The sequence below is a fragment of the Heyndrickxia sp. FSL K6-6286 genome, from assembly GCF_038630395.1.
GTDB classification, from domain to species: Bacteria; Bacillota; Bacilli; order Bacillales; family Bacillaceae_C; genus Heyndrickxia; species Heyndrickxia oleronia.
Genome location: NZ_CP152029.1, coordinates 4,970,318 through 4,994,610 on the forward strand (window position 1 = coordinate 4,970,318; position 24,293 = coordinate 4,994,610).

The following is a 24,293-nucleotide window of genomic DNA, read 5'->3' on the forward strand; positions in this document are numbered from 1 at the left end:
GAATAGAGTATCATGGCATTACTATTTAGTTCCGAATAAACGATCTCCTGCATCTCCTAAACCTGGAACAATATAGCCTTTTTCATTTAATTTTTCATCTAATCCAGCAATATAGATATCAACATCCGGATGAGCTTCTTTAATTGCATCGACACCTTCTGGCGCAGCAATTAGACACATAAATTTTATGTTTTTAGCTCCACGTGTTTTTAGTGAATTAATCGCTTCAACTGCAGATCCACCAGTTGCCAGCATTGGATCAACTAAGATAAAGTCTCTTTCTTCCACATCGTTCGGAAGCTTAGCATAGTATTCAACTGGCTTTAATGTTTTTGGGTCACGATATAAACCAATATGACCAACCTTAGCAGCAGGAATTAATTTCAAGACACCATCTACCATACCAATCCCAGCTCGAAGAATAGGTACAATACCAATTTTCTTACCTGACAAGATTTTAGCTTTTGCCTTACTTACAGGTGTATCAATTTCAATTTCTTGTAGTGGCATATCTCTTGTGATCTCAAATGCCATAAGTGTAGCTACTTCATCTACAAGTTCGCGAAATTCCTTTGTTCCAGTATTTTTATCCCTTATATAAGTTAACTTATGTTGAATTAGAGGATGGTCAATTACATAAACGTTTCCCATTTCATTCTCTCCTTTATTATTATCTTTTATCGTCATGACAGATTTACCATTCCCATTCTACACGAAAAAGGAGTCTCTTCTCAAGGTAAGACCTTATTGAATAAACTCCTTTTTATCTATTATAATATTATTATTTTTCTGGATAGAGCGGGAACTTCTCTGTTAGTGCAGCAACACGCTTGCGTGCTTCTTCTAATTTCCCATCATTTTCATAATTCTTCAACGTGTCCCCAATTATGGAAGCTATTTCATCCATTTCGTCAATTCCAAATCCACGAGAAGTTACAGCAGCCGTTCCAATACGAATTCCACTCGTTACAAAAGGGCTTTCTGGATCAAAAGGAATGGTGTTTTTATTAACAGTAATTCCGATATCATCCAAAACCTTTTCTGCTACTTTTCCTGTTAAGCCTAAAGAACGTAAGTCAACCAATAATAAATGGTTATCTGTTCCGTTAGAAACAAGATTTAACCCTTCTTTCATTAAAGAATCTCCAAGTTGTTTCGAATTATCAATTACCTGTTGAGAGTATTCTTTAAAGCTGTCCTGAAGAGCTTCTCCAAAAGCAACTGCTTTCGCAGCAATAACATGCATTAATGGACCACCTTGAATTCCAGGAAATATTGATTTATCAATTTTCTTGGCAAATTCTTCTTTACATAAAATCATTCCGCCACGTGGTCCACGTAATGTTTTATGTGTTGTTGTTGTAACAAAATCTGCATGAGGCACTGGGCTTGGGTGTAATCCTGCAGCAACTAAACCTGCAATATGCGCCATGTCGACCATTAAATAAGCACCAATTTCATCTGCTATCTCACGAAACTTTTTAAAATCGATGACTCTAGGATACGCACTTGCACCAGCTACGATTAATTTCGGTTTATGCTCGCGTGCCTTTCTCAATACATCCTCATAATCAATCATATGGGTTTGTTCATCAACGCCATACTCCACGAAGTTATACTGTACACCACTGAAGTTAACGGGACTACCATGTGTTAAATGACCCCCATGAGAAAGATTCATACCTAGAACAGTATCACCTGGCTCAAGGACGGTAAAATAAACAGCCATATTCGCCTGTGCACCTGAATGAGGTTGTACATTTACATGTTCTGCACCAAAAATTTCCTTTGCACGATCTCTAGCTAAATCCTCAACTACATCTACATATTCACAGCCACCATAATAACGGCGTCCTGGATATCCTTCTGCATATTTATTTGTTAATACAGATCCTTGTGCCTCCATTACAGCTTCACTTACAAAGTTCTCAGATGCAATCAACTCAATTTTCGATTGCTGACGTTTTAGTTCATCTTGAATTGCTAGATATACTTCTTTGTCCTGCCCTGCTATCTTACTCATATTGGTCCCCTCCTGCGTCAACAAATAGTCAAATACGTACCTATTTTAACATAGTTTCTTGCAGGCAAGTTATTTAATTCTTAAAACTTAAATTATTTAAGAAAGCTTTTTTAAAAGTTCATTGCGATGCTACAAATATGCTCAGTATAAAATTTCCCCTATATAATATGTATTCAAAATGGTTGTTAAAATATATTTTTTATTAGCATGATTTTCCATCGTTCGAGGAAAGAGCTTTGTTATAGACTGCCCTTGCTCCACCAATTAATTTAGGTCGAGTTGTAGCAAGAGTAACATGGGCTGATCCAATTGATTTTTGTACTACCCTTATAGGCACAACTACATGCTTTAAATGCATTCCTATAAATGTATCACCAATATCTATACCTGCATCAGCTTGAATAAATTCCACAATCATTGGATCATTAAAATGCTGATAAGCATAGGTAGCCATAGCACCACCAGCTGTTTTAACCGGAATCACATTAACTTCTTCCCAACCTCTACGTTCAGCAATCTCCCGTTCAATCACCAGGCTCCTATTTAAATGCTCACAGCACTGAAATGCTAGAAATAGACTATGTTGGGATGCAAATCTAATCATATGCTTGTAGATCATCGCAGCAACATCATCACTTCCTGCAGTTCCGATTCTTTCGCCAATTACTTCTGAAGTGGAACATCCAACAACTAATACCTGCCCCTTTTTAAAAGTAACCTGAGATGAGAAATCACTTAAGATTTGCTCCAATTGTATTTCCCACTGCAATAAATCCTTATCCATCCTAACACCTCACTATAAGTAGCGCCTTTGCTATAAAAAGAAGATCAATAGGAACAATTATAAATTTTGTTCTTCGTAATTTGTTACTTTTTCAATTCGGCGTGAATGTCTTCCACCCTCAAATTCTGTAGTTAACCATACTTTAGCAATTTCTAAAGCAAGACCTGGGCCTATAACCCTTTCACCCATAGCCAAAACATTCGTATCATTGTGTTGACGAGTCGCCTTTGCACTAAATACATCATGAACCAATGCACAGCGGATCCCTTTTACCTTATTAGCGGCAATACTCATTCCAATACCTGTTCCGCAAATTAATATCCCACGATCAAATTCCCCATTTGCTACTTTTGTTGCCACAGGTAAAGCATAGTCCGGATAATCAACAGATCCTTCACAATTACAACCAAAATCCTCATACTCAATGCCTAGCTCTTCTAATAACTTTCGTATTTCCTCACGAATATGAATACCACCATGATCAGATGCTAATGCAACCTTCATTTTAAAACCTCCATTATATAGAATATTTTCTTGATAATATTGTTACACACTTAATAGAATATATAAAGCTTCCAGTACTCGTGAAAGCTCCTTCTTATACTAGTACATACTTCTCTATAAGCCGTTGATAATCCTCAAACACCTTGGATTTCTTTAACTCCGAACATTTCTTTAAAAAAATAAGTAAACTTTCAATTAAAAACAAACGCGGAACTTTGCTTCCCTTTATCTCATCTAGAATAAAATCAACCGTCTGTATGTACTTTATTTTATCCGTTTCTTTACGTAACACTAGCATGATCTCTTTCTTCAATTCCTCCGATTGGTGCACCAGGTCATCAAAAAAATCATTGGTATGATCGGTTGTCTGCGATAACCACTCCTTTAATATATCAGGATTCAATAATTGCACATCTGATTTACTTACATCCTTAACAATTTGCTGTACTCTATCCATACAATATCGGATTATCTCTATCCCTTGATATTTTGGTCCATTATCCATGAAATTATAGCGAAGCATTTGATGGAGCATGCCAAAAAAAAGAATAGTACAGTCCAATAAATATGGGCTTTTTTCTTTACCAAATAAATCAACAAAACGATTATGTATCCAGTTTACATACATCATTTGTATTTCCTGAATAAATTTCTTTAAATCTTCGTCATTCGAAAAAATAACTTCTTCAATTAGGATTAATAATTTATTTTTTCGATTGGATTGCATCATTAAATCCAATTGTTTTACAAATATCTCTATATCTTCTGGACTTTCTCCAAGCAGTAATTCATTTCTTTCCTTTTCATAATTCTCCTGAATATTTAGAAGAACAGCCTTAAACAGTTCACTTTTAGAAGGGAAATAGTTATAAAATGTACCTTTAGATATTCCACTATGATCCAAAATATCTTGTATCGAGGTAGCTCTGAAACCCTTTTCAATAAATAGCTGATGTGCTTTTACTATCACATGCTTCTTTCGTTCGTACATTTTGTATCCCCCTCTAAATTGGACTGTAGTTCTACAAAGTATCCTAACTTATTTCTGTTGTGATAACAATCCATTAAATTTCCGATATTTTTTTATTGCCAAAAACAAAATACGAGAGTAATATAGTTCTTTGTATAATACTTGTATAAAAAAATGAACTAATGGTTTAAATAGAGGAGGAAGCCTATGAGTGCTACAAAAGAAGCGACGAAACGTCCACCTTATGGAATCATAGCGATACTATTAGCAGGTGCTTTCGTTTCGATACTTAATTCAACATTACTCAATGTCGCCTTACCTTCGATGATGGAAGATTTGAAGGTAAAAGAAACAACAATCCAGTGGTTAGCTACAGGATACATGCTAGTAAACGGGATTCTTATCCCAACGACTGCATTTTTAATTCAAAAGTTTTCTGTACGTCGTCTGTTCATAGCAGCGATGCTATTTTTTACTGTCGGTACAGTGACTGCCAGTCTTGCAGATTCATTTACCCTTTTATTAATCGCAAGGATGATTCAAGCTGCTGGTTCGGCTGTAATGATGCCGCTATTAATGAATGTCTTGCTTACTAGCTTCCCAATTGAAAAACGTGGAGGAGCAATGGGGATTCTCGGTTTAGTTATGATCTTTGCTCCAGCAATTGGTCCTACTTTATCAGGTTGGATAATAGAGCATTACAATTGGAGAACGCTATTTTATATGATCATTCCTTTCGCATTGATTGTATTGATCCTAGCCTTCTTTAAATTAAAAGATAAAAAAGACAAAGTGGATATAAAAATTGACATTCTATCCGTTATTCTTTCAAGCATCGGATTCGGGGGCATCCTATATGGATGTAGTACAGCTGGTTCAAAAGGCTGGAGTAGTCCAGAGGTTTATATCACTTTAATTGCAGGTGTACTTGGTCTATTTTTACTTATCTTACGCCAATTTCGATTGGAAAAACCAATGCTCGATTTTCGCGTGTATAAATACCCTATGTTTGCATTAGCATCTGCTATTTCAATCGTAGTAAATATGGCTATGTTCTCAGCAATGATTTTAATGCCTATCTATTTACAACAAATTCGTGGTATATCTCCAATGCATTCAGGTCTGTTAATGTTACCAGGGGCAATTATTATGGGGATTATGTCTCCTATTACAGGGAAATTATTCGATAAATATGGCGCAAAAATTCTTGCTCTCATCGGATTAGCAATTACTGTAGGAACAACATATTCATTCAGTCAGCTTTCTGACTCTACATCATATTCTACATTAATTGTTATGTATTCCCTTCGGATGTTCGGGATGTCTATGGTTATGATGCCGGTTATGACGAATGGATTGAATCAATTACCACAAAGATTAAATCCACATGGAACTGCTATGAATAGTACACTATCTCAAGTTTCAGGTGCTATCGGTACCGGGTTACTTGTAACCGTAATGAGTTCACGTACAAAACATCATATTGAAGATATGGTCGCTGAAGCTACAAGCAAAATGGCGCATATGACACAGCAACCTACTCAAGAAGCAATAGCTAAAATGCAAGAACATTTAATTATGGAAGGAACAATTAAAGGAATTAATGATTCATTTTTCGTTTCCGTCCTTATTGCAGCTGTAGCTTTTATTCTAGCATTCTTCTTAAAACGTGTAACCCAAGGACAAAAGCAAGAAAGCTAAGTACAAAAAAAATCCAACATATCGTTGGATTTTTTTTGTTTATAAATGGAATTGTGATATGGTTCCTTTTAATTTTTCCGCATGATCTTTTAATTGGAAAACGAGACTTTCCACATTTTCCATAACTTCTGCCTGCTCTTTCGTTGCTTCAGTTACTTCTTCTGCGCCAGCAGAAGTTTGTTCGGCAATTGCTGCTACTTCTTGTGATTGTTGGGAAGTTAATTGGATGCTTTCCATTTGACTATCAACTAAGGCAGAAATACTTTGCACCTTATTTGCAACAATATGAATGGTATTCGTCATCGCTCCAATAACTTCATTTGTCTTAGCGCCTTTTGAAGCCTCATGATTAGCTGTTTTTACCTGTTCTGAGATTTGTTTAACAACACTTTCTACACCACTTTGGATGTTTTGGATCAGCTCCGAAATTCCTTGTACCGCTTTTGCGCTTTCATCCGCCAATTTACGTACCTCTTCAGCTACAACAGCAAATCCTTTTCCATGCTCACCTGCACGCGCAGCCTCAATTGAAGCATTCAAAGCTAACAAATTGGTTTGAGCCGCAATATCACCAACTAATAATATGATTTGCTCAACCTTCTTTGCATCCTCCTCAAGATGATGAACCACTTGTAACGATTCTTGGTTCTCCTTGGCTAATCGATCTATTCCAGTTATAAGAGAATTAATTACCTCTTTACTATCTTGTAGCTCCTTTACCATTTCTTCGGAAACTTGTTTAGAAGACTTGGCATTTTCTTGTACTTTATTCGCAATATGAATGATATCCTCTACCGATTCAGCTGTTGATTGAATTGCAATTGCAGAGCTCTCAGCACCTGCAGATATTTCATTTATTGTCTGAGCAATACTTTCCGCTTGCTGGGTTGCCCTTGTAGTTTTTTCTGAAATAGAGAGGACATTACCATTTGTTTGTTGGAAGTTATCTTCAATACTATGTACCATAACTCTTAAATTAGAGAGCATTTGGTTAAACGCCATTCCTAATGAACGAATTTCATCATCCGACTTAGGTATCATAACATCCTCTTTAATATTTCCTTGACTTGCATTTATAGCTGCATGTTCTAAACGCTGCAGTGGTTTCGTTATAACACCTGCTACAAAATAAGCAAGTAAGCCTGTCCAAAATATCCCTAATAATAGAGTAATACTATTAAAAAGTGAATCATCAATATTGGTAGCGAATTTAGAATGAACAATACTAATAAAGAAGAAACTCGTCGAATAAGTAATTAATGCTAATAAAGTAACAAATAAAACTAGTTTTTTTCGCAGACCAAACTTATATTTTCTTTTCATTTTCCCCTCTCCCCCAAGCTGTGTTTTTATATAGGCTATTTTTATATTCCCCAAGTTATTTGAAGAGCCTTTTTCTAAAAATTGATCATTGATCATTCATGATTAGATTTTCAATGAGTTTTGTTAATTCATTATAGGTTTTTCTATAAACTTCAATACTTCCCCCAAAAGGATCCATTACATCCATATCCCCTAAGTGACCATTAGCCGCCTCTTTTAATGTAAACACTTTTTCCGAAGCAGATGGGTAGGTATCTAGAATAAATCGTTTATGGTCCATTGTCATTGTTATAATTTTTGTTGCCCATTCAATATCTTCTACACTTAATTTTTTCGAAACATGATTATGTTTTATACTATTTTCATCGAGAACCTGCTGTGTTTGAATTGAAGCATGCTGTCCATCCATAGCAAAAATTCCAGCAGACCTTACCGATATTCCCTTTATCCCTTTATTTTTCAAAATAGCCTCAGCCATTGGGCTTCGACATGTGTTTCCCGTACAAATGAATAGAATATTCAAATTGATATATCCCTCCAAAAATCACCATATATGTTAAGTAGTCTTCTTTCCCTTATTATAGTCTAAAAGACTCAGATTAAATAGTGGCGTTTTTAAAAATAATGTGAATAAGAAATAGCATGCTTGATACTTTCTATATAAAAAAAAGTAAGCAGATTGTTTTGCTTACCACCATTTAAAATTATAGCTTTTTAGAAGACTAATAATAATTTGATACCGAATGCCAATAATATACTTCCACCTAGAGCTTCACTGTATGAGCCGATATATCCTTGAAACTTTCTCCCTAATAATAATCCTATCCATGTCAATAACGTTGCAACCACTCCAAAACAAATCACAACAGCTGCTGACCTGGCACCAAATATACCTAAGGATAGACCCACTGAAAAGCTATCTAAACTAACACTTAATGCAAAAACTATTAAACCCCACCCAAATGGTTTTATAACAATCCTCTCTTCCTTTTTTAGGCTAGAAAGTATCATTTGTATTCCTAAAATAATTAATAAAATACCACCAATATACTGTGCGATCATTCCGAACTTATCAGATATAAAATGTCCAGCAATAATCCCGAGAAGAGGCATCCAAACATGAAAAAATCCAATCGTTAATCCTATATAAAAAATTTGTTTATAGCGTAGTTGAAACATCCCCATGCCAAGACCAATTGAAAATGCATCCATACCTAATGCAAACGCCATTAGCATTAATGTAAATAATTCTGCGATGATTGCTTCCATTCCATTTCCTCCTTTGGACGTGCCTACAGACAACATATGCATGTCCTTAGAGGATTAGAATGTATTTTTAACTGGTCTTCTCTAGAAAATCATTATTGATGAATCCACCGATGTCCTGCGGCCTTTTCCAAACGATTCATGATCGCCAGGCCAATCCCATCAAGTGGGAAGGTCTCAGCAAAAATGATGTCAACATCAAGGTTATTAAATGCTCTTAACGTATCATATAATGAATGTGCAACAGAATGTAAATCGCCTCTTTTTCCACAGGAAATGACGGCATCCGCATCATACTCTTTTTGTGTTTCCTCTGTCGCTATGACACCTACTTTCATGCCATCATTTTGCTTATTTCGAACTAATTCCTGGAGAAAATTAGTTGTACCCTCAACTAAATAAACAGGTGCATCAGGAGCATAATGAGTATATTTCATCCCAGGTGATTTGGGGCGAATGATATTTTTATTTTCAAGACCTGGATCGATTGCAATTTCACCAATTACCTGTTCTATTTCTTCCTTTGAAACACCCCCTGGGCGAAGAATCATCGGTATATCCTGTGTACAATCGATGACAGTTGATTCTACACCTACGCCCGTATCTCCCCCATTAACAATACCTGCTATTCTACCATCCAAATCCTCTAGAACATGCTCAGCAATGGTTGGACTTGGTCTTCCGGAACGATTTGCACTCGGCGCAGCAATTGGTAAATTAGATTGATGGATAATTTGAAGGGCAATCGGATGATCTGGCATGCGTATCCCGACTGTTTCCATTCCAGCAGTTACTTTCTCCGAAAGAACATTCGGTTTACGATTAAAAAGAATGGTTAATGGACCAGGCCAAAACGTATTCATAAGAATTTTTGCCTTTTCAGGTATAAACGTTACAATTTCCTCTAATTGACTAAGCTCTGCTATGTGGACAATTAGTGGATTATCACTCGGTCTTCCCTTCGCTTCAAATATTTTCTGTACCGCATCGTCTGATAACGCGTTTGCCCCAAGACCATAAACAGTCTCTGTAGGGAATGCAACAACTTCATTTTGTTTTAATAAATTTGCTGCTTTTTCTAATTGTGGATTATTTGGGGAAATATCCACATTTTTATCCACAAACCACTGAATAGTTTTCATAGCATATCACCTCTTCTTCTATGTTGAAAATTAATCCTCAAAATTGAACAATGTCGAGTTTTATCTTATTTTGTCAGTTATCGATTCATTTCTCCTTTGAAAGTATATTAAAAAGAAGTAATGAAAACAAGTATTATCCACAATATGTGGATAATTTCATAAATAAAGTGGATAACTTTTTAGAAAAATGTGAATAACCACTTTAATAATAAAATATCCACAAAGAAAACAAAAAAGAAGTCTTGCGACTCCTGCTAGAATACCTTCTCAAATAATTCTACTATAAAAAACTTAACCTTTACATCATCTTCATCCTCATTATCTTTTACATATAAAGGTTCCGTTGAAGAATTCTTGCCTTTCTTTTTACTTATTTCCGTAGACTTATCCTCATTATCCTTATTCTTACTATCATCCTTCTCAATATCCACATTTTCTACATTCTTTTGTTGATTATTCTCCTTCATTTGTGTTTCAGCATTTTCTTTAATACGCTCTGTTGATTTCTTTTTTTCTTCATTACTACTATCAAATCCCGGACTTACTGCTACACCGTTAGAAAAATCTAGGAAACATAATGGAGGGTACAGAACACACCACCAGTTGGCTCCATCGCCTTTACCAAGTGTAATTAGTACTGCCTCATATTTACCTGCTGGATATAAAAATTGTCCATATAGCTTAGTAGGAAATTGAACTTGACCAAACTCCACTTTGACGGATTGTTTACTGTTTTCTTCCTTTACAACACGTTCTGCTATCATTTGAATATCACCTAAATGAGATTGGATGACTTCTCTTGCATCCTCAATAGATGTCAGACTTTCCACCCATCTTGTGATTTCTTTATTTACTTCATCACGTACTTTTCGCTTTATCGCTTGATCCTTTTGCGTATCACTATTGGCTAAGATCCGCAGACGAACCGCCTCCTGAGGTATAACAATGGTTTCATCCGCAACACTTTCTTGCTTTGGTATATATAAACTTAGAATTGTGCCAATTGATAACATCATAATATAAATCCATGCTACATTTTTTTTATTCATTTTCTCCACCATCCCTTACTAAGATATTGTGGACAAAATGTTGAAATCTTAAACTAGTAAACTTGAATTTTTTTATAGAAGTAATTCTCATAAGACGATTTACTTTTAATGTACTTTTCGCATTCGTTATTAACCCTATATTTATTGGTGATTTAGAAATGAGCCTATAAAAAAAGACTACCTAAAAAAGTAAAGCCAGGTAGCCCATAAATTCATTTTATATTTCACAAAAAACCATTCGATCCTTTCCATTTATGTCATTTACTATTTCAATGACACTTTGTGGAAATGACTTTCTAAGGATTTCAGCGACTTGTTCCCCTTGACCCATTCCAATTTCAAACCCAATTAATGCCTTCTCCCTAATAACTTCAGGAATCTGTTCCATTAATCTTCTATAATAATCGAGCCCATCAAATCCTCCAAATAGTGCCTGATGTGGTTCGTGATCCTTCACCACATCAGATAATACTTCAATATCTCTGTTCGGAATATAGGGAGGATTGGATAATATAATATCCACTTTTTCCTTTGCCTTAATAATAGGGATTAATAAATCACCTTGTATAAAAGAAATATCCGCTTTATACCGGGCTGCATTTTTTTTCGCTATTTCCAACGCACTTCCAGATATGTCTATGGCTGAAGTAAAAAGATATGGGCATTCAAGTTTCATTGTGATAGCAATAATTCCACTACCAGTACCTATATCGACCATTTTCAAATCCTTTTGGTCTGGAAACATTCGCTTAGTTCTAGTAATGGCTTCAACAATTAATTCCTCTGTCTCTGGACGAGGGATAAGTACATCCTGATTAACGATAAACTCCCTGCCATAGAACTCTTCATAGCCCATTATATGCTGAATAGGAACTCCACCTGCATGCATCCTAACAGCTTTATAAAAATCTTTCTGTACTTGCTCCGGAAGAACCAATTGTTGGTTTGCAAATAACTGAGATCTACTCATCTGTAGATAATGTCTCAGCAGGATTTCACCTGCATTCGCGTCCCGTTGATGTTCCACTAAAAAAGAAGAAGCCCATTGCAGAGCTTCAAAGACTTTTTGGCCTTGAACCATTAGTCATTCACACTTTCTAGTTTATGGGATTGATCTTCCAAAATAAGCGCATCTATAATATCATCCATTTTTCCTTGAAGAATCTGATCCAATTTTTGAATAGTTAATCCGATACGGTGATCAGTAACACGATTTTGCGGGAAATTATACGTACGAATACGTTCTGAACGATCTCCCGTCCCAACAGCAGACTTACGATTGGCATCATATTCTGCTTGTGCTTCTTGTTGAAATTTATCATAGACACGTGCACGTAAAACTTTCATTGCCTTTTCCTTATTCTTTATTTGTGATTTCTCATCTTGGCAAGAAACTACTGTTCCAGTTGGAATATGTGTTAAACGAACTGCTGACATCGTCGTGTTAACACTTTGTCCACCTGGTCCACTAGACGCAAACGTATCTACACGAATATCCTTTTCATGTATTTCCACTTCAACCTCTTCAGCTTCAGGTAGAACTGCTACCGTCGCAGTAGACGTATGAATACGACCACCTGATTCTGTCTCTGGTACACGTTGAACACGATGAGCTCCATTTTCAAATTTTAGTTTTGAAAATGCTCCCTTCCCATTAATCATGAAAATAATTTCCTTATAGCCGCCTACACCAGTGGTACTAGCCTCAATCACTTCAGTTTTCCAACCTTGAGCCTCTGCATAACGACTATACATTCGATAAAGATCTCCTGCAAAAAGAGCTGCCTCGTCTCCACCTGCTGCTCCGCGAATCTCCATAATAACGTTCTTATCATCATTGGGATCTTTTGGTAAAAGTAATATTTTTAAACGCTCTTCAAAGCCTTCAATTTGTTCTTCTAATTCATGTATTTCTTCTTTAACCATCTCACGCATTTCATTATCTAGCTTTTCTTCTAACATTGCTTTTGCATCTTTAAATTGCTGTTGAACTTCTTTATATTCACGATACACCATAACTGTTTCCTGAATATCAGACTGTTCCTTTGAATATTCTCTTAATTTTTTTGTATCGTTAATAATTTCAGGATCGCTTAAAAGTTCATTGAGCTTCTCATAACGATCTTCTACAATTTGTAATCGATCAAACATGGCATTTCACCTCTATTATCATAAGCTTACGCTTAAAAAATTATAAATGATTCTATCTAAAGTCTTAATGGATCTCATTATCAATTATGTCCGTAACAGTACTATTATAGTATACTCGACTACCCTCGTAAATAGGAAACGCCCTTTGTTCACTCTTTCAAACTAACCTTCTGTAAAAAAAGTTCATACATCTTTCCATCTATGACAAGGAATAGTTGAGCATTCGAATTTTTAATTTTACTAATGATTTCTGCTCATTAAGGATTCTATAGCTTCAAATCCATATAAAAAGACTGTCTGAATAAGTAAGTATCAGACAGCCCTTTTTTTATTGTTCATCAATCTTTACATTAATATCATATTTCGGCAAAGCTTGAATGAGCTTCTTATGAAGCTTTGATTCCTCTTTCATTCGTTCATGATGGGTTAAACGTTTATTCGTATGAACATTCACCCACATATTATTTCCATTAATCCAAACAGAAGAAGGTACATACCCCTTTTGGCTTCTTACGACATCCTTCGCCTTATCTACTTCAGAACCTACCGTAGGTTGAGGGTCACCCTTTTTTAAATCAATCATATTTGGATTTTCATTCGTTTGACTAGTAGAAATCTCTCTATACTTATTATCCTTAGCCCCATTATTTGTAAGTGCATCATCATTTAACTGATTGCTCCCACAACCTGATAATAAACCTAATAAGAATAGAAAGCTAATTGTCAATTTCCACATAAACTGCACCTCCATAGGAATAGCTTTTCCTGATGAAGAATGTTTATGTAGAACTACAACTTAAAAAGGCTCTTTTCTCAAACATTGTTGATATTAGTTATTGTTTTACTTTAAAAATAGGTTGGAGGTCGACATCCTTCACTCCTCTGAGAAAAGAGCTACAAACTTTATAAGAATGCTTCACCCTTTGTTAGGTGTAAAAGCCGGAAGTTGGGCTTTTACAAATACAAAAATATTTTTTCATGTAATATCAAGGCTCTTTTCTCAAACAGTGCTATTAGTTAATGTTTTACTTTAAAAATAGGTTAGAGGTCGACATCCTTCATTCCTCTGAGAAAAGAGCTACAAACTTTATAAGAATGCTTCACCCTTTGTTAGGTGTAAAAGCCGGAAGTTGGGCTTTTACAAATACAAAAGTATTTTTTCATGTAATATCAAGGCTCTTTTCTCAAACATTGTTGCTATTAGTTATTGTTTTATTTTAAAAATAGGTTAGAGGTCGACATCCTTCATTCCCGCATAAAGTATCCCCTTAATCAACTGTATTGTAATGCTTCTTCCTTCTGATTGATTAATTCTTCTTTGATTATTTGGATGGTTTGATCAATATTTTCCTTCGTATGCGCCGCTGACATAAAAAATCTAATTCTTGCTTGGCTTTCCTTAACAGCTGGATAAACAATAGGCATTGCATTCACACCTCTTTGATAAAGCTTTTCAGCAAACATAAGAGCCTTATCAGTATTTCCTATAATCATCGGAATGATAGGTGTGTCACAACTATCTCCAGTATTTACATCCAATGACTTTAACTTTGAAAGGAAGTAAGTTGAATTCTTCTTTAGCCTTTCAAATAAATGCTCTTCTCTCTCACATATTTCTAATGATGCATACGCAGCTGCGGCATTGGCAGGAGTTATACCAACACTAAAAATAAATCCCGGAGAATTGTATCTTAAATAATGAATAAATCTTTTACTACCCGCGATATATCCCCCACAGCTGTTAAGTGATTTACTTAATGTACCCATTAATACATCTACTTCTTTTGGATCAATATTGTAATAACTTGTCACTCCACGACCATTTTCACCAATTGTACCAATTGAGTGTGCTTCGTCGACCATTAAGAGTGCGTTATATTTGTTTTTTAATTTGATCAACTCAGGTAGTTTGCAAATATCTCCATCCATACTATAAACACCTTCTACAACAATTAGAACACGTCGGTATTTGTATCTCAATTTTTTCAACTTACTTTCAAGACTTTCCATATCATTATGTTTAAATGGCCTTCTTTTGGCCTTCGATAAAATAGCTCCTTGAATAATACTATTATGTGCTAATGCATCATATAGAATTAAATCCTCTCCATTTACAAGATTTCCAATCGTATTTACATTTGTACTATGGCCACCTACTTGTACAATTGCATCTTCTGTTCCAATAAAAGATGCAATCTTTTTTTCTAATCTTGAGTGAAGCTCAATTTCTCCACTTAATAATCTACTTCCAGATACGCTTGTTCCATATTGTTGTATAGCTTTATATACTTGCTCATTTATTTCCTCACAACCATTCATTCCTAAATAATTATAAGTTGAGTAATTAATCATTTCTTTTCCATTAATGATTATCGTATTCGATGCAATTCCATCATTCACTCTAAAGTACGGTACAGTTCCTTTTTCCATAAAATACTCAGAAAAGCTCGTAACCTCAGGAAAACAATCAATACTAGAGGACTTATCAAGATCATTTTTTGAATTCACAGCAAATTCCTCCTCATCAAATATTTAACAGTTTTGTTTTATAGAACTTCCTTGTTCTAATTAAGATAAAAATCCATACTTACTAAGTGGCTTTTCCTCTGAAAAGGACTATGGGGAAATAAGGAGTCTTGTTGTATGTCCATTTTATTGGACGAAAGCGAAGATATCATGAATTTTCAAAATCAATAAACTTGTCGAAATTTATTTTATTATATAGAAGTATGTATAGAAAAACAATGATTTTTAGTTCTTTTTCACTATTTATGGAAAAATAATGAAATATACTAGATGTTTTTCAAAATTTATTACTTTACTGAAATTAAATGAGGTTTAAAACGTGATTCGAAAGTTAATTTTTTAAAGGAGTCATCAAAAAAAGCCTCTAAAAAGAGACTTATTCTACACTAGTAACAATTTGTTTTAGAGGTATACTAATTCCCTCTGGGACTTCATGATGATGACGACAGCGAGCTTCATAAGCTTCCGAAGCACCCACAAGGATGATTGGATCATCCGCACAAGCTGGTTTACCATTAATTAAACGTTGAGTTCTACTTGCAGGTGATCCACAAACTGTACATACTGCCTGGAGCTTTGTTACTAATTCTGCAATAGCCATAAGTTTTGGCATCGGCCCGAAAGGAACCCCTCTGAAATCTTGATCAAGTCCAGCCAAAATAACCCGATGTCCATTATTCGCTAATTCTTGAACAACCTCAACAATTTCTTCATCGAAAAACTGTGCCTCATCTATGGCAATGATATCAATATTTCTATGTATGTTTTCAAAGATATCACGTGCTTTTTCTATCGGAAGGGCAATAACCGAGGTACCGTTATGAGAAACAACTGATTCTTTGCTGTAGCGGTCATCCAACTTAGGTTTAAATACAGCAATTTCTTGTTTAGCAAACTGTGCACGACGTACACGTCTGATTAGTTCTTCAGACTTGCCTGAAAACATACTGCCACAAATTACTTCTATCCAACCTGAGTGTTCCATTACATACATTGATTGAGCATCCTCCCTCCGATTTTCAAATTTACAGAAATAAAAAACAGGCAAGCTTTCTTGCCTGTTTTTTATCATTATTGTTGTTTAAAACCGTATTTTTTATTGAATCGGTCAACACGTCCATCAGCAGAAGCGAATTTTTGGCGACCAGTATAGAATGGATGACATTCTGAGCATACCTCAACACGAATCTCTTCTTTTACTGAACCACTTTCGAATTCGTTACCGCAAGCGCATTTAACCATTGCTTTTTTGTATCCTGGATGAATACCTGCTTTCATTCTTTTCATCTCCTTTGCCCTGAGTCATTTCGAAACAGAGTTATATATTTCTATGGGTTCAAAGAAAGTTATAATGATAACGATCTTTAGAAAATCTTGATTTCTGATTTTCTCCATTAGAATTTACAAACACATGGGTATATTATAACAAGCTATTTTTTGAAATGCAATATTACAGTTTAATATTTACTATCCACTTTTTCCCTTATATTAAACCGTTCTTCTTCCAGTTGTACTGCCTTTCATTTCAGCAGTTAAAACCTCAAAAAATTCCTCATTCGTTTTCGTTTTCTTTAGTTTGCGTAAAAATCTTTCTACAAAATCAGGTGTATCAGACATTGACTTTCTTATTGCCCACAGTTTGTCTAAATGCTCCTTCGGAATAAGTAATTCTTCTTTACGCGTTCCTGATCGACGAATATCAATAGCAGGGAAGATTCGTTTTTCTGATAGTGAACGGTCAAGATGGAGTTCCATATTACCGGTTCCTTTAAATTCTTCATAAATAACATCGTCCATCCGTGAGCCAGTTTCAACAAGTGCAGTCGCCAAAATAGTTAAGCTACCACCTTCTTCAATATTTCTAGCTGCACCAAAGAAACGTTTTGGACGGTGGAACGCAGCTGGATCAATACCACCTGAAAGAGTTCGTCCACTTGGGGGAATGACTAAGTTGTATGCACGGGCTAGACGAGTAATGCTATCCATCAGAATAACAACATCACGCTTATGCTCAACTAAACGCATGGCTCTTTCCAATACTAATTCTGCTACTTTAATATGATTTTCTGGTACCTCATCAAAAGTTGAACTTACAACCTCTGCATTAACTGAGCGCTCGATATCGGTTACCTCTTCAGGACGCTCGTCAATTAATAGAACAATTAGCTCGGCATCAGGGTTATTCGTTGTTATGGAATTAGCTATCTCCTTTAAAAGCATCGTTTTTCCTGCCTTAGGAGGAGCGACAATTAAACCACGTTGTCCAAAACCAACAGGGGCAATTAGATCCATAATCCTAGTGGATAATTTATTGGGAGCTGTTTCTAATTTTATTTGTCTGTCTGGATATAATGGTGTTAGTGCAGGGAAATGCACACGTTCCTTTGCAGATTCTGGATTATCCCCATTTACTGCTTCAACATGAAGTAATCCATAATAGCGTTCATTTTCCTTTGGAGGACGAACTTTTCCTGAAACCTTATCACCATTTCTTAAATCAAAACGTCGAATTTGGGAAGCTGAAATATAAATATCCTCTGAACTTGGGGAATAATTTATTGGTCTTAAGAAACCAAAGCCTTCCGATTGGATGATTTCAAGAACACCTTCCATGAAGAAATAGCCTTCTTGTTCAGCACGTGCTTTTAAAATCGCAAAAATAAGTTCTTTTTTTGTTAATTTACTATAGTATGAAACTTTATACTCTCGTGCTAAAGCATAGAGCTCCTTAAGCGTCATATTATCAAGACTTGAAATTGATAAACCTTCCATATCTACACCACACTTTGTTTTTTTCAATGCTAAATTATTATTATTATTATTATTATTAAAATTGTTTTTTTCATTTCTAATCAGATCTTCATGAAAGTACTATCGTGTTCTGAGGAAAGAATTTCTTTTAAAGAAAGTGGTATTTAATCTTTCTTTAAAAAAGATCATTGAAAGAGGTATATCTCTGTCGATAAGAGTACTTTTAGCACCAAAATAGTATTAAGGGCGCCGAAGAAAAGAATATTTAAAATATTGAAGATTCAGAAGCCTCGGAAGAACTTTAAAAATAAAGAAAGCAAAAACAATATCTATTTTAACCATATTTTCGAGAAAGAATCAATAAGAAGGAAGGAAATAAATTTGTACAGGCAATTGACCTGTACAAATTTATTGAGTTGATAGGAAATTATTCATATCTTTTTATCATCTAATTAAAACACTATTCTCATAGATCTTCAAAAAATCTTATTTGATTACTAAATTTGGTTTCTTTTTTAGGCTATGTCGTCCATCAATAAACCGAACAGTTCCCGATTTAGCTCGCATAACCACTGAGTGAGTAGAACCATAGGAGCCTTTAAATTGAACCCCTTTTAAAAGTTCTCCATCTGTAACACCTGTTGCCGAGAAGATTGCATCATCACCGCGGACTAAGTCTTCCATTAATAAAATTTTATTCGTATCCAATCCCATTTTAATACAGCGTTCTATTTCGGCATCATTTTGTGGTAACAATCTTCCCTGTAACTCTCCACCAAGACATTTCAAGGCAACCGCAGCAATCACACCTTCTGGTGCACCGCCAGATCCGAATAGAATATCAACACCTGTATGATCAAAAGCCGTATTTATTGCTCCTGCTACATCCCCGTCGTTGATAAGCTTTATTCTTGCTCCTGCTTCACGAAGTTGCGCAATAATATGCTCATGTCTTGGTCTATTTAAAACTGTTGCTACAACATCTTCTACATCTTTGTTTTTTGCTTTCGCTACAGCTTTTAAATTATCTAGAACAGAAGCATTAATATCGATTTGGCCAACAGCTTCTGGACCAACAGCAATTTTATCCATATACATATCGGGAGCATGTAATAAATTTCCATGATCTGCAACCGCTAACACAGCTAATGCGTTCCAACCCCCAGATGCAACAATATTTGTTCCTTCAAGAGGATCCACAGCTACGTCAACACGTGGTCCATATCCTGTACCAAGTTTTTCACCGATATATAACATTGGAGCCTCGTCCATCTCTCCCTCTCCAATGACTACTGTACCTTTCATTGGAATGGTATCAAATACATCACGCATTGCTGAAGTAGCTGCATCATCTGCTTCTGGCTTTTTCCCTCTTCCCATTAATCGAGCAGAAGCAAGAGCAGCGGCCTCCGTTACACGGACCAATTCCATCGATAAACTTCTTTCCATCTTTCTTCCCCCTATGTGATCAACATATATTGTTGACTAATCCATAAATGGTATAACACATTTCTTTTATATTGTAGCACAATTAACGAGAATTGTGTTTACTATTTATCGATTTCACATTAAGGTTTCATTCTCACAGGCTCTTTTGCTGTTCCATTTCTTCTTCAGTCATTTTTTCACGCCAAATAGTGGCCCCTAAACCTTCTAGTTTTTCAACTAAATTACTATATCCCCGGTCAATATGTTCTAAACCAGTTACTTCAGTAATACCTTCTGCCATTAAACCGGCAATTACAAGGGCAGCACCAGCCCGTAGGTCACTTGCTTTTACCTTTGCTCCTTGTAGAGTAGTAGGTCCATTAATGATTGCAGAACGACCTTCAACCTTGATGTTCGCATTCATTCTTCTTAATTCATCAATATGCTTAAATCGTGCAGAATAAATCGTATCTGTTACTACAGAAGTTCCTTCTGCCTTAGTAAGAAGTGAAGTAAAAGGTTGTTGCAAATCAGTTGGAAAACCAGGATATACCAAGGTTTTTATATCAACTGCTTTCAAATGTTCGCCTTTGCCAATGAAAATTTGCTCATCGCCGACCTCTATTGGAACGCCCATTTCACGAAGCTTTGCAGTCAATGATTCTAAGTGATGCGGTATTACATTATCAATTAATACACCATCACCAGCAGCTGCACCTAGTAACATAAATGTCCCTGCTTCAATACGATCGGGAATAATTGTATGGCGACAACCATTTAATGATTCTACACCTTCGATTCGTATGACATCAGTTCCGGCTCCCTTTATTTTTGCTCCCATATTTGTAAGTAAGGTCGCTACATCAATGATTTCTGGTTCCTTTGCAGCGTTTTCAATGACAGTTTTCCCTTTTGCTTTGACTGCAGCCAACATAATATTAATGGTCGCACCTACACTAACAACATCCAGATAAATTCTTGCACCATGCAATTCATCTGCTCGTAAGTATATTGCACCTTGCTCATTTGTGACCTTTGCACCTAAAGCCTCAAACCCTTTAATATGCTGATCAATAGGTCTTGGACCTAAATGACAACCACCAGGCAATCCGATCACAGCTTTTTTAAATCTTCCAAGCATAGCTCCCATTAAATAATAGGATGCACGAAGTTTTTTGACCTTTCCATTTGGTAGTGGCATCGAAACCATTTGTGTTGGATCTACTACCATTTCACCGTCTTCAAATGTAACCGCCCCACCGATTTCTTCCAATAAAGTTTTCAAAATTCCAACATCTGAAATATTGGGTAAACCTTCTATCGTCACAGGGGTTTCTGCTAGGATCGTGGCAGGTATTAAAGCAACCGCACTGTTTTTAGCGCCACTTACTTTAATTGTTCCTTTTAATGAATATCCCCCTGCAATCTTTAGTTTTTCCATTTTATACTCCCTTCCGTAGATCTGGGTTTTGACCAAAAACAGCTTTATACAATCAACCAGATGAATGGGCTGTATATAGAAATTATGCTTTTCTACATACTCATATCCTCTACGATACCACTATCATCATCGAGGTTAAATAGAGAATGATGTCAATATCATTAAGTTTTACCATATGCCTTCCTAATTCATACCTTTTTACCATTCTGTAAATTGTTTTCTCTTATTTTTGCAGATGTGAATCCCAATCTTGCAAAAATTGTTCAATTCCTTTGTCCGTTAGTGGATGTTTAAATAATTGCATGATTACTTTAAAAGGAACCGTTGCAATATTTGCACCCGCTAATGCAGCATCCGTGATATGTTGGGGGTGCCTAATAGATGCAGCAATAATTTCTGTATTAATTTGATGAGTTTCAAAAATTTCTGCTATCGTGGATACAAGCTCAATTCCATTATGACCGATATCATCTAGTCTTCCTAAAAATGGAGATACATATGATGCTCCAGCACGGGCAGCCATCAATGCTTGATTTGCACTAAAAATTAACGTTACATTGGTTTTTATTCCCTCTTTCGAGAAAATATGTACAGCTTTTAAGCCTTCTGGAGTCATTGGAACCTTTATCGTAATATTTGGGGCAATTTTAGCAAGTTCGCGTCCTTCTTTAACCATACCTTCTGCATCTAAGGCAATTACCTCAGCGCTAACAGAACCTGTAACGAAACTAGTGATTTCCTTTAAGCGTTCAGGAAAAGATACATTCTCTTTTGCTACTAGTGACGGATTAGTTGTTACACCTGCTATAATACCAAGTTCAAATGCTTGTTTAATTTCTTCCAAATTTGCCGTATCAATAAAAAATTTCATTTTACTCACCTCTGCATAAAAAATTTATATATATACACCGAAACCGCCTAGGATAAGGCGGTTTCACAAGTTGTAGGTCTAAGTTGTTTAAAAATTATAGTAGTAATTATATTAAGCTTTATTAGAAGAACCAAATTCGCGTATTTTACCAATTACAGTTTCTTTTATGGCATCACGAGCAGGTCCTAAATATTTTCTAGGATCATACATTTCTGCGTCTGCAGCAAGTACTTCACGCACTTTTTTTGCTGAAGCAATTTGGTTTTCTGTATTTACATTAATTTTAGCTGTTCCTAAAGAAATCGCCTTTTGAATATCTTTTGTTGGGATACCTGTTCCTCCATGTAAAACTAAAGGAAGACCTGTAGCTTTACCTATCTCTTCCATTTCCTTGAAACCAAGATTTGGTTCACCTTTGTAAGGACCATGAACAGAACCCAATGCTGGAGCAAGTGTATCAATACCTGTACGCTTCACTAGTTCTTGACATTCATTCGGATCTGCATAAATGACACCATTTGCAACCACATCATCTTCTTGTCCACCAACTGTTCCAAGTTCTGCTTCTACAGAAACATCTTTAGCATGTGCATATTCAACTACTTTAGATGTAATCGCCACATTTTCTTCAAATGGATGGTGTGAAGCATCAATCATCACTGAAGTAAATCCAGCATCAATAGCTTCTTTACATTTATCATAGCTTGAACCATGATCCAAATGAATAGCGACTGGTACTGTAATCTTATAGTCTTCCATTAAACCTTCTACCATTTTTACTACTGTTTTAAAACCACCAATATAGCGACCAGCACCTTCAGAAACCCCAAGAATAACTGGTGACTTTTCTTCTTCTGCGGCAAGAAGAATCGCTTGTGTAAATTCTAAATTATTAATATTGAATTGACCAACAGCATAATGGCCTTCTTTAGCTTTATTGAGCATTTCAGTCATAGAGACTAATGGCATGATACAATTTCCTCCTTTAATTACAGTCAAATTGTCCGTATTTCAAGTACAAAAGTTAGGACGTATTCTTCAATCCCTTCCCTTATAGATTAAACAAACAATTTAACATCATACAGGTTAAAATAACATTTTCATCATATCAAATTCGCTTTTCTTTTACCAATGAACATGATCGGATAAAAATAATAAAATTTTTTAAAAAATTTTACCTTCTAACCTTTTACTGGTAAATGCTCTCTCACGGCTTTTCTGATGTCGTCTATATCGAAGGGCTTAGCAAAATGTGTAAGTGCACCCAAATCTTTCGCCTCTTGGATCATGTCTAATTCCCCATACGCAGTCATAATAATCACGCGAATATCTGGATCAATACTTTTCATTCTTTTTAAAATTTCAATACCATCCATTCCTGGTATTTTCATATCTAACAAGACGAGATCTGGTGAATGCTTCTTTGTAATTTCCAATGCTTGAACGCCATTTGCTGCCTGGAATGTATGATATCCTTCCTTTTGTAGTACTTCATTTAAAAGGATTCGAATTCCAAATTGATCATCAACAATTAATATTTTTTCTTCCATCTTTTTTCCCCCCAAAGTATATGTCTTGTGCTTTTTTCTAACTTTCTTATATTATGTAAAATATGTATTAGGATAAAATGAATGTAACTGATCTTATTATAGACTACTATATATAAAGTTTTTAATTCCACCTTGAAATATATTCTATTTTTCCATACTATTTTCCTGCCATATCATTTTATTAAGCAGAATATTGAATCAATCTACCTAAATTTTGAAGGAGTGCACACTAATGAAAATGTTTTTAACCCAAACAAACGGTTTATTTTCTAGAATTTACGAACAAGAACAATTCTCCATTGAAGATTGTGCAAGATTATTGGCACAAGCTGCTGTCGGGGAAGGAAACATATATATTAAAGGTTTTAATGAGATGGAGTCAGTGACCATTGAAGCATTACATGGAGCAGAACCATTTTTAAATGCCCAGCTCTTAACAGACATTAACGCAGTTACTGATGCGGATCGAGTATTATTAATCACAAGATTTTCCAATGATAAAGAAGCAATCGATCTTGCCGAAAAATTAGTAGCATCCCATATCCCTTTTGCTGCAATTTCTGGAAAATTGAAGAGTGAAACCAATGATCTGCAAAATTTAGCAGATGTACATATCCATACATCTCTACTCAAACCGATGCTTCCTACAGAAACTGGTGATAGAGTCTGTTTCCCTTCTTCAATGACTGCTCTATTTATTTACCATTGTATAAAGCTTGCCTTTGATGACATTATGGAGGAGTACTAGAAACCCCATTCACGCTGTTTTGATATAGTCTATTGCTTTTGTAAACTCCCATTCCCGGCTTGTAG

24 protein-coding genes are annotated in these 24,293 nt (G+C 35.5%); 2 read left to right on the forward strand and 22 right to left on the reverse strand.

What is annotated here, in order from left to right; all coding sequences use genetic code 11:
* Positions 1-21: 21 nt before the first annotated feature.
* From upp to MHI39_RS24975, 5 genes are all read right to left on the reverse strand, one after another.
* Positions 22-651 carry a uracil phosphoribosyltransferase gene (gene upp / locus MHI39_RS24955; protein ID WP_071977532.1) on the reverse strand — a complete coding sequence of 210 codons (630 nt, stop codon included), beginning with the start codon at positions 649-651 and terminating at the stop codon, positions 22-24.
* A gap of 130 nt (positions 652-781) precedes the next feature.
* Positions 782-2,023, reverse strand: a complete 1,242-nt coding sequence (glyA, locus tag MHI39_RS24960) for a serine hydroxymethyltransferase (protein WP_071977531.1) — start codon at positions 2,021-2,023, stop codon at positions 782-784.
* A 202-nt stretch (positions 2,024-2,225) separates the two neighbouring features.
* Entirely contained in the window at positions 2,226-2,807 is a 582-nt protein-coding gene (locus MHI39_RS24965; protein ID WP_058005264.1) for a TIGR01440 family protein, read from the reverse strand.
* Positions 2,808-2,864: 57 nt separating this feature from the next.
* Positions 2,865-3,311: a ribose 5-phosphate isomerase B gene (gene rpiB / locus MHI39_RS24970; protein WP_058005263.1), complete on the reverse strand. Its 447-nt coding sequence runs from the start codon at positions 3,309-3,311 to the stop codon at positions 2,865-2,867.
* Positions 3,312-3,405: 94 nt separating this feature from the next.
* Positions 3,406-4,302: a TetR/AcrR family transcriptional regulator gene (locus tag MHI39_RS24975; RefSeq protein ID WP_058005262.1), complete on the reverse strand. Its 897-nt coding sequence runs from the start codon at positions 4,300-4,302 to the stop codon at positions 3,406-3,408.
* A gap of 186 nt (positions 4,303-4,488) precedes the next feature.
* Here MHI39_RS24975 and MHI39_RS24980 point away from each other — a divergent pair, with 186 nt between their 5' ends.
* Positions 4,489-5,982 (forward strand): DHA2 family efflux MFS transporter permease subunit, encoded by a 1,494-nt coding sequence (locus MHI39_RS24980; protein ID WP_058005261.1) that lies wholly within the window; start codon positions 4,489-4,491, stop codon positions 5,980-5,982.
* A gap of 39 nt (positions 5,983-6,021) precedes the next feature.
* Here the strand turns inward: MHI39_RS24980 and MHI39_RS24985 are convergent, their stop codons facing one another.
* From MHI39_RS24985 to MHI39_RS25065, 17 genes are all read right to left on the reverse strand, one after another.
* Positions 6,022-7,305: a HAMP domain-containing methyl-accepting chemotaxis protein gene (locus MHI39_RS24985; protein ID WP_058005328.1), complete on the reverse strand. Its 1,284-nt coding sequence runs from the start codon at positions 7,303-7,305 to the stop codon at positions 6,022-6,024.
* Between the two features lie 85 nt (positions 7,306-7,390).
* Positions 7,391-7,828 (reverse strand): low molecular weight protein arginine phosphatase, encoded by a 438-nt coding sequence (locus MHI39_RS24990; RefSeq protein ID WP_257234090.1) that lies wholly within the window; start codon positions 7,826-7,828, stop codon positions 7,391-7,393.
* A gap of 191 nt (positions 7,829-8,019) precedes the next feature.
* Positions 8,020-8,574: a manganese efflux pump MntP family protein gene (locus tag MHI39_RS24995; RefSeq protein ID WP_058005260.1), complete on the reverse strand. Its 555-nt coding sequence runs from the start codon at positions 8,572-8,574 to the stop codon at positions 8,020-8,022.
* A 92-nt stretch (positions 8,575-8,666) separates the two neighbouring features.
* Positions 8,667-9,713: an L-threonylcarbamoyladenylate synthase gene (locus MHI39_RS25000; RefSeq protein WP_071977530.1), complete on the reverse strand. Its 1,047-nt coding sequence runs from the start codon at positions 9,711-9,713 to the stop codon at positions 8,667-8,669.
* Positions 9,714-9,967: 254 nt separating this feature from the next.
* A complete protein-coding gene (spoIIR, locus tag MHI39_RS25005) occupies positions 9,968-10,762 on the reverse strand; it encodes a stage II sporulation protein R (RefSeq protein WP_071977529.1) in 795 nt (264 codons plus the stop codon).
* 217 nt (positions 10,763-10,979) lie between these two features.
* Positions 10,980-11,843, reverse strand: a complete 864-nt coding sequence (gene prmC / locus MHI39_RS25010; RefSeq protein WP_058005257.1) for a peptide chain release factor N(5)-glutamine methyltransferase — start codon at positions 11,841-11,843, stop codon at positions 10,980-10,982.
* Positions 11,843-12,913, reverse strand: a complete 1,071-nt coding sequence (prfA, locus tag MHI39_RS25015; protein ID WP_071977528.1) for a peptide chain release factor 1 — start codon at positions 12,911-12,913, stop codon at positions 11,843-11,845. The genes prmC and prfA overlap by 1 nt, the downstream gene beginning before the upstream one ends.
* Positions 12,914-13,241: 328 nt before the next feature.
* Positions 13,242-13,649: a hypothetical protein gene (locus MHI39_RS25020; RefSeq protein WP_058005255.1), complete on the reverse strand. Its 408-nt coding sequence runs from the start codon at positions 13,647-13,649 to the stop codon at positions 13,242-13,244.
* A 536-nt stretch (positions 13,650-14,185) separates the two neighbouring features.
* On the reverse strand, positions 14,186-15,421 hold the full coding sequence (locus MHI39_RS25025) for an aminotransferase class I/II-fold pyridoxal phosphate-dependent enzyme (protein ID WP_236722913.1): 1,236 nt from the start codon (positions 15,419-15,421) through the stop codon (positions 14,186-14,188).
* 394 nt (positions 15,422-15,815) lie between these two features.
* Complete coding sequence (locus MHI39_RS25030) at positions 15,816-16,433, reverse strand: thymidine kinase (protein WP_058005254.1); 618 nt, start codon at positions 16,431-16,433, stop codon at positions 15,816-15,818.
* A gap of 77 nt (positions 16,434-16,510) precedes the next feature.
* A complete protein-coding gene (rpmE, locus tag MHI39_RS25035) occupies positions 16,511-16,717 on the reverse strand; it encodes a 50S ribosomal protein L31 (RefSeq protein ID WP_058005253.1) in 207 nt (68 codons plus the stop codon).
* A 210-nt stretch (positions 16,718-16,927) separates the two neighbouring features.
* A complete protein-coding gene (rho, locus tag MHI39_RS25040) occupies positions 16,928-18,211 on the reverse strand; it encodes a transcription termination factor Rho (RefSeq protein ID WP_058005252.1) in 1,284 nt (427 codons plus the stop codon).
* Between the two features lie 465 nt (positions 18,212-18,676).
* Positions 18,677-19,639, reverse strand: coding sequence for a class II fructose-bisphosphatase (gene glpX, locus MHI39_RS25045; RefSeq protein ID WP_342540430.1), 963 nt, complete (start codon positions 19,637-19,639; stop codon positions 18,677-18,679).
* 133 nt (positions 19,640-19,772) lie between these two features.
* Positions 19,773-21,059 carry a UDP-N-acetylglucosamine 1-carboxyvinyltransferase gene (locus MHI39_RS25050; RefSeq protein ID WP_058005250.1) on the reverse strand — a complete coding sequence of 429 codons (1,287 nt, stop codon included), beginning with the start codon at positions 21,057-21,059 and terminating at the stop codon, positions 19,773-19,775.
* Positions 21,060-21,282: 223 nt separating this feature from the next.
* A complete protein-coding gene (gene fsa, locus MHI39_RS25055; protein WP_342540431.1) occupies positions 21,283-21,930 on the reverse strand; it encodes a fructose-6-phosphate aldolase in 648 nt (215 codons plus the stop codon).
* Positions 21,931-22,041: 111 nt separating this feature from the next.
* Positions 22,042-22,899 (reverse strand): class II fructose-bisphosphate aldolase, encoded by an 858-nt coding sequence (locus MHI39_RS25060; RefSeq protein ID WP_058005248.1) that lies wholly within the window; start codon positions 22,897-22,899, stop codon positions 22,042-22,044.
* A 212-nt stretch (positions 22,900-23,111) separates the two neighbouring features.
* Positions 23,112-23,480, reverse strand: coding sequence for a response regulator (locus tag MHI39_RS25065; RefSeq protein ID WP_058005247.1), 369 nt, complete (start codon positions 23,478-23,480; stop codon positions 23,112-23,114).
* Between the two features lie 232 nt (positions 23,481-23,712).
* Here MHI39_RS25065 and MHI39_RS25070 point away from each other — a divergent pair, with 232 nt between their 5' ends.
* Positions 23,713-24,228, forward strand: a complete 516-nt coding sequence (locus MHI39_RS25070) for a DUF2529 family protein (RefSeq protein ID WP_071977523.1) — start codon at positions 23,713-23,715, stop codon at positions 24,226-24,228.
* Positions 24,229-24,293 lie beyond the last annotated feature (65 nt).